This is a genomic window from Streptomyces sp. NPDC059010 (assembly GCF_042740355.1).
GTDB lineage: Bacteria > Actinomycetota > Actinomycetes > Streptomycetales > Streptomycetaceae > Streptomyces.
Genome location: NZ_JBHYJA010000064.1, coordinates 38,435 through 51,299 on the forward strand (window position 1 = coordinate 38,435; position 12,865 = coordinate 51,299).

Here is a 12,865-nt window from a genome sequence, read left to right on the forward strand (position 1 = left end):
CACATCCCCCGGAATCCGTCTTGAGCAGCCCCTACCGTTCGATATTCCAGGCACCCGGCACCAAGGGATTCTTCCTGGCCGGGGTGGTGGGCCGCATGCCGTTGTCCATGCTCGGCATCGGCGTCGTGACCATGATGTCGCAGGTCAGCGGGCGGTACGACATCGCCGGCGCACTGTCCGCCGTGCTGGCGCTGTCCGGCGCGGTGCTGGCGCCCTACACATCCCGGCTGGTGGACCGCCACGGTCAACGTCGCGTGCTCGCTCCCGCTGTCGCCGTGACCGTACTCGCCGTCCTCGCGTTCCTGGTTCTCGTGCACCTGGACGCACCGGACTGGACACTCTTCGTCTGTATGGCCGCGGCCGGAGTCACACCGAGCCTGGGCAACATGACGCGGGCCCGGTGGTCGGAGCTGTACCGGGATTCCCCGCTCATGCACACGGCGTTCTCCCTGGAATCCGTCTTCGACGAGGTCGTCTTCATCGTCGGACCGATTCTGTCCATCGGGCTGTGCACTGTCTGGTTCCCCGCGGCGGGTCCGCTGCTCGCGGTCGTCTTCCTGACCGTCGGCGGATATCTGCTGGTGGCTCAGCGCGCCACCGAACCGCCGCCGCACCCGCAGGAGGGCAAGTCCGGCCCCGGTGTCCTGCGTTCCCCGGGGCTCAAGGTGCTGATCAGCACGTTCGCGGCCATCGGTGTGGTCTTCGGAGCAGTGGACGTCACCACTGTCGCCTTCGCCGACGAGCGGGGCCACAAAGCGGCAGCCAGCCTGGTACTGGCGGCGTACGCCCTCGGTTCCTGCGTGGCCGGCATCGTGTTCGGGACACTGCGCCCCGGGCGCCCTCCTCATCAGCGGTTCCTGCTGGGTGTCGGCTTCCTGGCCGTCACCACCCTCCTGCCGCTGTCGGCCGACAACCTCTGGATTCTGGCCGTGGCCCTGTTCGTCTCAAGCCTGGCCGTGGCCCCGACGTTGGTGACAGCCATGTCGCTCGTCGAACGGTTCGTGCCGCGCGGTCAGTTGACGGAGGGCATGACGTGGACCAGTACCGGCCTGACGCTGGGCGTCTCGATCGGCGCCTCCGCGGCGGGTGTGCTGGTCGACTCCTTCGGCGCGCGGACCGCGTTCGCGCTGCCTGGCGGCGCCGCGGTCCTCGCACTGCTCATCGCATTCCTCTGCCGCCGCCGACTGCGACCCGTGCCACAAGCGCCGGGAACTCCCCCGCGGGCACCCGGGACCGGTGAGCACGCGTCGACCGAACGGAACCCGGACCAGGGGCAGTTGGCCTGACCGGCCTGGTCCTGGGACGCGGCACCGACGTTCCGGATCAACGGGGCGGGCCGTGGTTCGCCCAGTCGAGTGCCTCGCGGGGATCTCGTGACCAGGGGTCGAACGACTCCAGCCACCACGTGGCTCCCCGGGAGTGGTGGTCACGTATCAGGGCACGGGCCGCGGCGAGATCCGTGACCCTCGTCCGTCCGGGGACGGCGACCGTCCAACCGGCCGGGGTGGAACCGACGGCGGCCAGCATCTCGGTCAGCTCCTGCGGGGTCGGTCCTCGCAGTCCCCGCGCGGAATCCCGGACCATGGGCACCACACCGTCCCCGCGAGCCGCTCGGTCGAGAGCACCACGCCCGCGGACGGGCCAGGTGGCCGCGATCCAGACGGGAACGCCCGGTTGTCGCAGCGGAGTGGGAAGAAACGTGACCCGGTCGAGGAGGAACCACTCCCCGGCGTGCGAGACCTCCTGCCCGGTCCACAACCGCCGGATGACCGCCAGCGCCTCATCGACCCGGGAAGCGCGTTCGGCCACGGACGCCGTGTCACCGAAGGCAAGGAAGTCGGTGTCCGCCGAGGCTCCGATCCCCGCGCCGAGCACCAGCCTGCCGTCCGACAGATGGTCCAGCGTCACCGTCTCACGTGCCACTTTCCAAGGGTGACGGCTCGCGAGGGGGGTGACGAGCGGGCCGCACCGAATCCGCCGCGTGCTGGTGAGGATCGCCGTCACCGTGGTCCAGGTGTCGGCGAGCGGCAGCCTCAGCCGGCGGTCGAGCATCACGTGGTCCCAGAGGAAGACCCCGTCCCAGCCGGATTCCTCCGCGGCACGGGCCAGGTCGACGAGACGGCGGGCGTCCGCGTAGTAACCCGCGTTCGGCAGTAGGAGCCCGAACCGCAACGGATGCTCGTGGGGGTGGCCGCTCATCTGTGTCCTCGGTGGTTGTCGAGCAGTGAACGGGCGGCGTGGAGGCCGGATCGCACCGCACCTTCGAGATGGCCGTAGAAGGCGGGGCTCCGCTCGGTTCCGGCCCATCGGATCCGTTCGTCGGCGGGCCGGCCGGTGAACGCCATCGGGCCCGTCTCAGCCCACCAGCCGCGTGGGGGTACGGCCGCGTAGCAGCCCTCCACGAACGGCTGGGACCGCCAGTCCGTCTCCACATACTCCAGGGGCCTGTCAGCCGCTGCTCCGAACCATCGGCTCAGGCTGCTGAGCACGTCTGCGCGGCGCTGTGCGGGCGGTTGTGCGGCGTAGGCCGCCGCGCAGGAACCGGTGAGGAAGGCGACGAGAACTCCCAGACCGTCACGGCCCGCCGAATCGTCGGTCACGTATCTGACCGGGCCCCCGTCCGCGGTCACCCACCCCGACAGACCGGCGTCCGCCCAGAACGGCCGGTCGTAGACGACATGGAGCTTGATGGCGCCCCCACTCGACCGGGACCGCGACGGGCGGGACGCGTCCGGACCGGCTCCGGCCGGCCCTATGACGATCCGGGCCGCGGGGCCGGGCGGTACGGCGATGACGGCTTGTGCGCACTCCGCGGCGATACCAGGCCCCTGGACCAGCAGGCGTCCCCGCAGATGCGTGCGGATCCGCGTGACGGGCGTCCGCAGGCGAGGCGGCTCGGCGAGGGAGGCCGCAAGCCGCTCGCACAGCGCGTGGGCACCGCCGGCGAAGCGGTCATGCTGGGCGCCGCCCGAGAAAGCTGTCAGGTAATGGGCCCCGCCACCTGACCTGAGGTAGAAGAGCAGGTGGAGCAAGGAGAGTTCGCTCGTGTCGGTGGCCAGCATCTCGCCCACCAGCAGATCGGTGAACAGCCGCGCGTCGGGGTGGGTGAGCCGCTGGTCGGCCCAGTCGGCGACCGTCAGGCGGTCGAGTTCCGCCGCGTTCGGATGGGCCCCCGGAGCTGCCGGGTCCACGTCCGCGGACAGTTCCTCCAGCAGTTCGAGCAGGTCCCCCACCGCGAGTGCGCTGTACGCCGCATGCCCGCTGTCGGCGCGGGTCAGGCGTCCCCGCAGATCGAACAGGGCGCTGCCGGGAGCCTCGGTGGGCTGCAGGCCGATGCCGAGCCGATCCGCCAGTGCCCGCACCTCGCTGTGCAGGCCGCCCGTGTAGGCGCCGCCGAGGTCGAGGAGTTGGCCCGCGACGAGGCGACCGGCGGTTCGCCCCCCGACCCGGTCGCCGGCCTCCACGACGAGGGGACGCCTGCCCCGCGCCTGCAGTTCGGCTGCGGCTGTGAGACCGGCGAGCCCCGCCCCTACGACCACGACATCGGCCTGCACTACCGGCGGACGGAACGTCATGGCCGTATCCCGCCGCCGGTTTGGGGGCCGGCCCCCAAGGGCCGGTCGTCGCGACAGGCATCGCAGTAGAGGCGCAGGAACGCGCGCAGCGCGCTCTCCTCGGGTGCGAGAGGGCCGGGAACGTAGCCCGGTACGGACACACCGCGTTGCACCGACTCGCACGCGGCCCAGTCCTGCGCGTTGGTGTGGTCCCAGAACTCCACCGCGTAGGAGGTGTCGGTTCCGGCGGTGACCAGCGCGGGCGGAAACAGCCATTCGCAGACCACGCGGGTCCGGCCGGCATCGAGCGGTGCGAGCCGATGGGTCACCAGGTAGTCGTGGTGGGCGGTGATGAACAGGCTGGGGAGCAGCGCGTGGTAGCAGACCTGACGGGCCCGGTCCGCGTCGAGCAGGGGGAAGTCCCAGTCCGCCCCCGATCCGTCCAGCGACATGGACGTCGCCGAGTTGCGCAGGTCGAGGAGGCCGCCGAGCCACAACCCCGTGGAGGGGAAGTCCTCGCCGCCCTCCGTCCGCTGCACCCGGCTCAGTTCGGGGTGTGTGCTGGGGCAGTGGTAGCACTCCAGGTAGTTCTCGACGATCAGCTTCCAGTTGGCGGCGACGTCGTACTCCCGGGCCGCCACCGTACGCAGGGTGCCGGTCTCGTACGGGGCGAGGGTCTGGTCGAGATTGCCGACGGTGTCCTTGAGATCCGGCACGGTGCCTGAGAGGTCAACGAACAGCCAGCCGCCCCAGCGGGCGCAGCGCACCGGGACGAGGCCGAGGTCGTCCGGGTCGGCGGAGCCGAAGCGAGGTGCGTTGCGCAGTGATCCGTCGAGACGGTAGACCCACGCGTGGTAGGCGCACCAGATGGTGCTCCTGCGGACCTCGCACCCGGGTTGGACGAGCTCGTGCCCGCGGTGACGGCACGAGTTGAGGAAGGCCCGTGGCTCTCCGGTGGCGTCCCTCACCAACAGGACTCCGACGCCGCCCACCTGCTCGGTGCGCTGGGAGCCCGGCTCGGCCAGCCGGCTTTCCCTGCCGACACATACCCAGCCGGCTCGCCACAGTCTGTGTCTTTCCCAGGCGAAGACCGAGTGACTCGTATACGCCTCGCCAGGAAGTCCATGGTCGTCCACGCGCGACAGTATGACCGGCTGCATTGATTTGCTGGTGCTCATCGAATAGGTAGCCGCCCTTGTGAAAATGCCGCCCAATTTTTCGCACAGGAATGCGGTGTCGCATTCCGATACTCGCTCAAGATCCTCCCCAGCCGGCGTGCGGTCGCACCATCCATTTTCAGCCGTCCTGCGGGCCAGCGAGTCGTCCCGACTGGTGCCCATGTGTACGAAATTATTGACCCCGCCATCGTCAATTCCCCCGGAATCACGCGGTGGCCGATTCCATTCCTCCGGCTTTCAGGTCCGTCGGCTTTACCTTCCAAGTTCTTTCCTTGACATCCCGTAGGGGCCATGCAAATGTTGTGCCCCGCAATTTGCAGGACGCGAAAAACTTTCGAGAGATTTCGAAAGCTTCAATGGAATGCGCCGCACGGGAATTCTTTGTGACAGTTCTTGGAGGAACGTTTGCTCAGGAAGGAAACCAAGTCCGGATCTGTCATCTCGTCCCTCATGCGCACCGCGGCCCTCACCCCGCGAGCCACCGCCGTCGTCGATGCGGGCGAAGCCCATGACTACGCCTCGCTCTCCTCGGACATCGACCGCCTGGCCGCCCTGCTCATGGCGCGGGGAGTGCGGGCCGGCGATCACGTCGGCGCGGCCGTGGAACGCTCGTACCGCGGAATCGTCGGCTTGCTCGCGATTCTGCGGGCCGGCGCGGCGTACGTACCGCTCGACGGCGGGCATCCCGCCAGTCGCCTCGCTGCCATGGTCGATGTCTGCGGCATCCGGAGCGTGGTGGGCACGGCCGCGGCGCTGCGGTCCCTACCCGCCGATCTGGCGCTCTCTCGCATCGACTCGGACACCGCGGACGGGACAGCCCCGATGCCCGGTACGCCGCCTGCCTTCCGCGAACCCGCCGCCGCAAACCCCGCCTACATCCTCCACACCTCGGGCTCGACCGGAGTGCCCAAGGGAGTGGTGGTGTCCCACGGAGCCCTTGCGGCGTCAGTACGGTCCCTGACCGGCGTGTTCGGCGTCTCGTCCGAGGACCGGGTGCTCAGCTTCGCGTCGATGAACTGGGACACCAGCGGCGAGGAAATCTACCCCCTCCTGCTGGCCGGCGGAACGCTGGTGATCGACCACCGGGCCACGAACGGCTCGGTCATGGGGGTCTTCACGGCTCTGGAGGCGCACTCCGTCACGGTGGTCGACCTGCCGACCTCTTTCTGGGCGGAGGTCGTCGACTTCCTGGACCTCACCGGCCGGGCGCTGCCCGACTCGCTCCGCCTGGTGGTCATCGGGGGCGAGGAGGTCCGGGCGGGCACCGTCCGCCGCTGGTGCGAACTCGTGCCGGAACACGTCCGGTTGGTCAACACGTACGGCCAGACGGAGACCGTGCTGGTCACCCACGCGGCCGACATCGGCGGCAGCCGGGGGCGTTCACTGACCGGGGACGATCCGGTGCCCATCGGCGCCCCGCTGCCGCACATCCGTCAGGTACTGCTGCCCACGGCGCTGCCTGCGGGGAGCCCGGAGCCAGGGGCCGGGGACCGGGTCGTCACCGAGTTGTATGTCGGCGGGCCGTCGCTGGCCCTGCGGTACCAGGGGCGCCCGGCCGAGACCGCGGAGCGGTTCGGCACCTTCGCCGGCGCCGACGCCGGGCGGCTGTACCGGACCGGGGACCTCGTCGCGAGCGGCCCCGACGGAGAGCTCGCGTACGTGGGGCGCGCTGACCGCCAGCTGAAGATCAGGGGCTTCCGGATCGAGCCCGAGGAGGTGGAGCGCGCTCTGCTCGGTCACCCGGACCTGCGTCTCGCGGCGGTCCGGGGCGTCGCCTCGCCCGTCGGCGGCACGCGCCTGGTCGCCACCGTCGTACGCGCGGCCGGTTCCCGGGTGACCGAGCCCGAGCTGAGCGCATGGCTCACCCAGCACCTCCCGGCCCACATGCGTCCGGCCCGGATCACCTTCACCGAGGCCCTGCCCATGCTTCCCAACGGAAAGACGGACTACGCCATGCTGGACAACACCGCCGAAGCGGATGCGCCGACCGATGCCATCGCACTGGAGATAGCGGCCATCGCCGGCCGACTGCTCAACGCGCCCCTCGATGTTGCGGACGACTTCTTCGACGGCGGCGGTGACTCACTGCTCGCGACACGGCTCATCTCCCGTATCTACAAGGCTTTTGACGTCGAGCTGACCTTCGTCGACGTCTTCGAACAGCGAACCCCGCTGCGCATCGCCACGGAGGTGGCCAAGTACAGGCAGGCGCAGGACGGCAGCGAGCGCTGACGTCATGGACGACAAGACCTACACCTACCAGCCGCGGGAGCCGGTGGAACCCGACTGGACCCGTTTCCCCGGCTGGCGTGATGTCTCCGTACGCGAATGGCGCGACGCGTCCTGGCAGCGCAGGCACGCGGTGCGCAGCGCCCGCCGGCTGCGCGACGTCGTCGGGGACTGGCTGGCGGACAGCGTGTACGAGGATCTCCAGAAGGACCAGGAGCGCTACGCGACCATGCCGGTGCTGCTCACCCCGCAGCTGCTCAACACCATGGCGCCGTCGGCTCTCCCTGGACGCGCGGGGAGTCTCACCGACGCCTTCCGGGCCGACCCCGTCCGCAGGTACATGCTGCCGCTGGCATCCGACCGGCTCCGCGAGTGGTCCAGCCATCCGACGGCCCGGCGTGACCCCTTGTACGAGCAGGAGATGTGGGCCACCGAGGGCCTGACGCACCGCTATCCCACCAAAGTCCTGGCGGAACTGACGGCCACCTGCCCTCAGTACTGCGGACACTGCACGCGGATGGATCTCGTCGGGCCGTCCGTGCCCCAGGTCGTCAAAGCCAGGTTTGGCACCCATGCCCCCGAGCGGCTGTCGGCGATGCTCAAGTACATCCAGGCCAACCCGCGGATCCGTGACGTCGTCGTCTCCGGCGGGGACGTCGCCAACGTGCCCTGGCGCCAGCTGGAGGACTTCATCGCCACGCTGATCACGACCGCACACGTACGAGACGTCCGGCTGGCCGCCAAGAGTCTGATGGGGTTACCACAGCACTGGCTGTCGCCGGAGGTCCGACGCGGTCTTGAGCGCCTTGCCGCGCTCGCCCGACGCAACGGCTGCAGTCTCGCCCTGCACACCCACATCAACGCCGCGCAGTCGGTGACACCACTCGTCTCGGAGGCGTCACGCGCCGTGCTGGAGGCCGGACTTCGGGACGTACGCAATCAGGGCGTCCTCTTGCGCGGGGTGAACGACACCCCGGCGGCCCTTCTCGACCTGTGTTTCGCACTCGCGGACGACCCCGGGATCACCCCCTACTACTTCTACATGTGCGACATCGTCCCGCATTCCGAACACTGGCGGCTGCCCCTTGCCGAAGCTCGATCACTGCAGGAAGACATCATGGGCTGGCTGCCCGGCTTCTCCACTCCTCGGCTGGTCTGCGACGTCCCACGGCTGGGGAAGCGGTGGGTGCACCAAGCCGTGTCGTACGACCGTGAGCGAGGGGTGTCCACCTGGGGGGAGGCCGGCCTCCCCTACTACGACCCGATCCACCTTCTTCCGCCGGCCGGCAGAGCCTGGTGGAAGAGCCAGGAAGCCCTGACGATTTCACCACTGTGCCAGGACGGACCATGAGCACATCCACCTTCCGCACCGTCAGCTTTGCCGGAACCCGTTCCGGCGTTCACCCCCTCACCTGGGGTCAGCGCTGGATCTGGCAAGGACTCATCGGGCACGCGCCGGGCTACGAGTACCTCGGCTGGCCGGTCAGCGTCGACGTCCCGACCGGCTGCTCTCTGGGTGACGTTCTCGCGGCTCTGGCGACCGTCCTGGAACGGCACGAGACACTGCGTACACGGTATTTCCTGGACGAACACGGAGTCCCCCGCCAGGTTGTCCCCGCAGCCGGAGAGCTCAGAGTCGAGGTGCGGCAAGCCGGGAGCGGGGGTGTCCCGGAGACCGTGAAACAACTCGGGCGAGAACTCAGCGGCACGCCGTTCACGATTCCCGAGATATCCGTCCGGGCCGCCGTGGTCACCGCGGCAGGTGTCCCCGAGTCCCTGGTGCTGGGCGTGTTCCACATGGCGACGGACGCGTCGGGGCTGCGGCAGGTCACTGAGGAACTACAGGCAACCATGCGGGCCCGCGCGGCAGGCACGGCCGGCCCCGACCTGCCTCCGGTCTCCCACCCCGCGGAACGCGTGCTCATCGAGACCAGCCCGGAGGGGCTCAAGCGATCCGCGCGCGCGGTGGAGCACTGGCGGCAGGAGGTCGGGAAGTTCCCGCGACGCACCATGCCTCCTGCCGTGCACGCCCCGGAGAAGCCCCGCCTGGCCGAGCACATCATGCGTTCCAAGGCCGTGTGCGCCGCAGCGATCGGACTCTCCAGGATCTGGCGGGCGAGCGTCGACTCCGTGATCCTCGCGTGCGCGGCGGAGCTCCTGGGGAAAGCGTCCGGTCAGCAGAGCTGCGGGTTTCTCATGCTCGCCCACAACCGGTTCGCGGAGGAAACCGACTCGTACTCCGGCACCTTGGTGCAGAGCTTCCCCCTGTGCGTCGAACTGGCCACCGGCTCAATGGAGGAGCGCGTCCGTCGCACTCACTTCGCCGCGCTGAAGTCCGCTCTGTCATGCGAGGGCAACCCGGACGACATCGCGGCAATGCTGCGGGCCGTCTTTGACGACGGAGGTGACGGAGCGGACCTCTCGTGTGCCGTCAACTTGTTCTTCCGCGATCTCGGAACCATGACACGCGGCGTCGACGGCCCGGAAGTGACCACCAGGGAGCAGGCGGAGAAGCTGATGCCGCAGACCCGGTTCTCCCAAGGGCACGGCGCGGAGAAGGATGATTGGGAGTTCTTCCTCAACGCTCACCAGGAGGCGAACGAGTTCGTCGTGTCCTTGAGAATGGACACCGCCGTCCTCCCGTCGCAGCAGATAGTCCGGTTCCTGGCAGACCTGGAGCGCCGACTCGTCGGATCACTGCCGGGGGCGGACGCATGAACGCCGGGGGTGGTGGGAGTCCCGTGGGACTTTTCTGGGACTTCCGGCTGCGGCCGAGTTGCGTGCCGTCGACTGGGCGCTGGACAGCACGCGCTCACACTGGAGGGCACCGTGTTTCCTGGGTGTGGCCTCACCGCGTGCCCAGGGGCGGTGCAGTCCGACGGCGACCTCGCCGGGCAGTTGAACATGTCGGCGACTGCGCGCAGTGACTTGCCGCCCGGTCGTCGAGTGCGACGGCGTCCCGGTTCGCCATCGATGTCGTGCGGGAGGTCAGTCGGCCGGGGCGATGCCACTCGCTGCCGGGGGACACGCGACGAGGTTCTGCTTCGTCGGGCTGCGGGCGCTGGCGAGCCATGCCTTCAGGGTGCGGTCGGTGACGGGGGTGGCGATGAAGTCGGCGAGTGCGTCGAGCTGACGGGCGACGGCCTGGTGGCCTTCGATTCCGCTGGCGCGGCCCGCACCACCGACGAGGCCCCGGTGGTCGGCGCGGTACTGGACCGGCTCTCGTCGCTGGGCCTGCCGGGAGTCCTTCTGACACACCTCCTTCAACGACCGGGGCGAACCGATCGTGAACACGTCGTACGACGCGATGGCCGCGTTCCGGAAGATGGACCTGGACTTCCTGGTCCTGGGCGACACGCTCTATGAGAAAGCGGATCCGCTGACCTCACGGCGTCCCCAGCCCCAGGGCCAGCCGCATCGTCCGGAACAGGTCCGTCTGATCGGTGGTGCCGAGCACCCGGTAGGCCTGCGGCCCTTCCGCGGCGACGCGGACCTGGGTGCCGGAGTGCTCCTGGACCTTCGTGGACGGATTGGTGGAGTAACTGACCTTCAGCTGTGCGCCCTCGTCGGTGACCAGCGTGGTGTTCCGCCCGGTCGGCTCGCTGTCCAGCGGGAGGATCTGCGCGGCGTGGCCGTGGTCGCCGGTGACCACCACGAGGGTGTCCGGGTGGGTGCGGGCATAGGCGCGGGCGACCGCGACGGCGCGGTCGAAGCCGAGGGTCTCGCCGATCTGTCCGCACGGGTCGGCGCCATGGCTCTGCCGGTCGATCTGCGCGCCCTCCACCTGGAGGAAGAAGCCGCGCTTGCGGCCCTGCCGGCGCTGGTCCAGGAACTCGACGGCCTTAGTGGTGAGTTCCGCGAGCGTGGGAGCGTCGGCGGGCCGCTCCGGGTTGGCCGTGACACAGCGCTGCGGCTCGGTCCCGCCGTCCGCGGCGAGCAGGCCGGTCCACTCCGGGGCCGCGCTGCCGTCGGAGAACAGCCCGAGCACGGGCGTACGAGCGTCGGCGGCCGCCAGCCCGCGGGCGTCGGTCACCACGCGGTACCCGGCGCCGCGTGCCTGGTCCAGGACCGTCCGGCCGGTGTACGGCCCGGCCGGGACCGTCTGCTCGAACCTGCCCCGTCCGCCGCCCAGCAGGATGTCGGCCCCGCTCGCCGCGGTCTGCTCGGCGATGGAGCCGGCGCCACCCGCCGCGACGGTGTCCGCGGGGCACAGCGCCATGTCGGCGGGGCCCTTGCAGGAGCGGTCCGTGACATGGGTGACGAGGGCCGCCGGGGTGGCGCCGGTCAGTTCGTCGGTGGTCACGCTGCCGGTGCCGTATCCGGCCCGCTTCGCCAGCTCCAGGATCGTGGGGAGGGGCTGGTTGGTGTCCGGGGTCCGGGAGACCCTCCCGTTCACCGTCTTGCGACCGGTCGCCCAGCCGGACGCGGCCGCCGCGGAGTCCGTGACGTAGGTCGGCGACCCGTCGGCGGTCACGGAGTGGGTCGTGTAGGCGCCGGTGAGGGGGAGGCCGTCCATGGTGAGCCGGCCGTCGGCACCGACGGTGTAGTCGCGGGCCAGGGTGATCTCGGAGTCACCCATGCCGTCGCCGATCAGCAGGATCACGTTGCGGGCCGGGGTGTCCCTGATCGCCCGGCGCGTCTGGTCGGCCGGTCCGTCGGCTGACGCGGTTCCGGGCGGGGAGGCCATGAGGCCGAGGGGGAGCAGCAGGGCTCCGGCGAGGGCGGCGGCCCACGGTGACCGGGGTATGAGGCGCAAGGTCTGTCTCCAAAAGGCGTGGCGGAAAGGCGGTAATGAAAGGAACGGGGCAGTGGGAGAAGGGCGGTGGTGGAGGAAGCGGGGGATCGGGGGCGGCCGAGAGCCCACGCCGGCTCGACGGGGCACGGTGGGGCCGGTGCGGCAGCAGTCCCGTGCCCCGGCGGCGTCAGGCCAGGACCGGTGTCCATTGCGGGTGGCGGAACTCCCCCCAGCGCAGCTGTGGCAGGCCGGCCACCCAGGCGGGCGGTCCGGACAGGGGGTTGTCCGTCAGGCTCAGCCAGGTCAGGGCGGTGAGCCGTCCCAGTCCGTCGGGCAGGGCCGACAGCCGGTTGCGGTCCGCGCTGAGCCGGGTCAGCTTGCGCAGGTCCGCCAACTCGGCCGGCAGCGTGGTGAGTTCGTTGCCGCTGACATCCAGGCAGGTCAGCTCGGTCAACCGGCCCAGCCAGGGCGGCAGTTCCGGCAGCCGGTTGTCCGACAGGTCCAGCCGGCGCAGCGAGGACAGCCGGGACAGGGCGGACGGCAGCCGTCGCACCTGGTTGCCGCTGAGGTCCAGCACGCCGAGCCGGCTCGCGCCGCCCAGCCAGTCGGGTACCTCGGCCAGCCCGTTGCCGCCGAGGCCCAGCACATGAAGACCTGCGGGCGGTACGCATGCCGAGGGCAGCCGGGTGATGCCGTTGCCCTGGAGATCCAGGATCCGCAGGCCGCCGAGCTCCGCCAGCCACTCGGGCAGCCGGGTCAGCGCGTTGCGCGCCAGAGTCAGCCGCCGCAGCTGTCCGAGCCGCGCGCAGACGTCCGGCACTCGGGTGAGCCGGTTGCCCGCCAGGTCGAGGCGGAGCAGCCCCGCTGCCCGGCCGAGTTGCGACGGCAACTCGTCGAGAGCGTTGTCCCTCAGCCCGAGATGGCGCAGGTCTTGCAGCCGGCCGATCTCCTCGGGGAGCCGGGTGAGCCGGTTGTCGTCCAGGTCGAGCCGCTGCAGCGAGGTGAGTTCCCCCAGCCAGGGCGGCAGTTCGGTCAGCCGGTTCCCGCTGAGGTCCAGCCAGCGCAGCGAGGTGCGGCCGCGTACGGAGGCCGGGACTTCGCTCAGGTCTCGCCCCGACAGATCCAGCACGCTGACCGTGCCGGCCGGGAGCGCTTGGGTCTCAGTAGGT

Annotated in this window: 9 protein-coding genes; 4 read left to right on the forward strand and 5 right to left on the reverse strand. The window is 70.2% G+C overall.

All coding sequences use genetic code 11. The features are described 5' to 3' along the window. The first annotated feature begins 20 nt into the window (after window positions 1-20). Window positions 21-1,286 (forward strand): MFS transporter, encoded by a 1,266-nt coding sequence (locus tag ACFWYS_RS42470; protein ID WP_384781635.1) that lies wholly within the window; start codon window positions 21-23, stop codon window positions 1,284-1,286. 37 nt (window positions 1,287-1,323) lie between these two features. Here ACFWYS_RS42470 and ACFWYS_RS42475 read toward each other — a convergent pair whose 3' ends face one another. The 3 genes from ACFWYS_RS42475 to ACFWYS_RS42485 are packed head-to-tail and all read right to left on the reverse strand — an operon-like array spanning window position 1,324 to window position 4,894. Next, window positions 1,324-2,199 (reverse strand): LLM class flavin-dependent oxidoreductase, encoded by an 876-nt coding sequence (locus tag ACFWYS_RS42475; protein WP_384781637.1) that lies wholly within the window; start codon window positions 2,197-2,199, stop codon window positions 1,324-1,326. Further along, entirely contained in the window at window positions 2,196-3,575 is a 1,380-nt protein-coding gene (locus ACFWYS_RS42480; protein WP_384781639.1) for a flavin monoamine oxidase family protein, read from the reverse strand. The genes ACFWYS_RS42475 and ACFWYS_RS42480 overlap by 4 nt, the downstream gene beginning before the upstream one ends. Beyond that, entirely contained in the window at window positions 3,572-4,894 is a 1,323-nt protein-coding gene (locus ACFWYS_RS42485) for an aromatic ring-hydroxylating dioxygenase subunit alpha (RefSeq protein WP_384781641.1), read from the reverse strand. Before ACFWYS_RS42485 ends, ACFWYS_RS42480 begins: the two co-directional genes overlap by 4 nt. Window positions 4,895-5,137: 243 nt before the next feature. Between ACFWYS_RS42485 and ACFWYS_RS42490 the strand changes: the two genes are divergently transcribed. From ACFWYS_RS42490 to ACFWYS_RS42500, 3 genes are read left to right on the forward strand one after another with little or no spacing between them, the layout of a single operon-like run. Beyond that, window positions 5,138-6,964 (forward strand): non-ribosomal peptide synthetase, encoded by a 1,827-nt coding sequence (locus ACFWYS_RS42490; protein ID WP_384781643.1) that lies wholly within the window; start codon window positions 5,138-5,140, stop codon window positions 6,962-6,964. Between the two features lie 4 nt (window positions 6,965-6,968). Then, the gene (locus tag ACFWYS_RS42495) at window positions 6,969-8,312 is read left to right on the forward strand and encodes a KamA family radical SAM protein (protein WP_384781645.1); all 1,344 of its coding nucleotides are present in this window, start codon (window positions 6,969-6,971) and stop codon (window positions 8,310-8,312) included. Then, window positions 8,309-9,679 carry a condensation domain-containing protein gene (locus ACFWYS_RS42500; RefSeq protein ID WP_384781647.1) on the forward strand — a complete coding sequence of 457 codons (1,371 nt, stop codon included), beginning with the start codon at window positions 8,309-8,311 and terminating at the stop codon, window positions 9,677-9,679. Before ACFWYS_RS42495 ends, ACFWYS_RS42500 begins: the two co-directional genes overlap by 4 nt. 667 nt (window positions 9,680-10,346) lie before the next feature. On the opposite strand, the gene ACFWYS_RS42505 is transcribed toward ACFWYS_RS42500, so the two are convergent. Both ACFWYS_RS42505 and ACFWYS_RS42510 read right to left on the reverse strand, forming a co-directional pair. Next, window positions 10,347-11,648: an alkaline phosphatase gene (locus ACFWYS_RS42505; RefSeq protein ID WP_384781651.1), complete on the reverse strand. Its 1,302-nt coding sequence runs from the start codon at window positions 11,646-11,648 to the stop codon at window positions 10,347-10,349. Window positions 11,649-11,883: 235 nt separating this feature from the next. After that, window positions 11,884-12,865: leucine-rich repeat domain-containing protein (locus ACFWYS_RS42510; RefSeq protein ID WP_384781649.1), on the reverse strand; the 982-nt coding region annotated here is incomplete at its 5' end.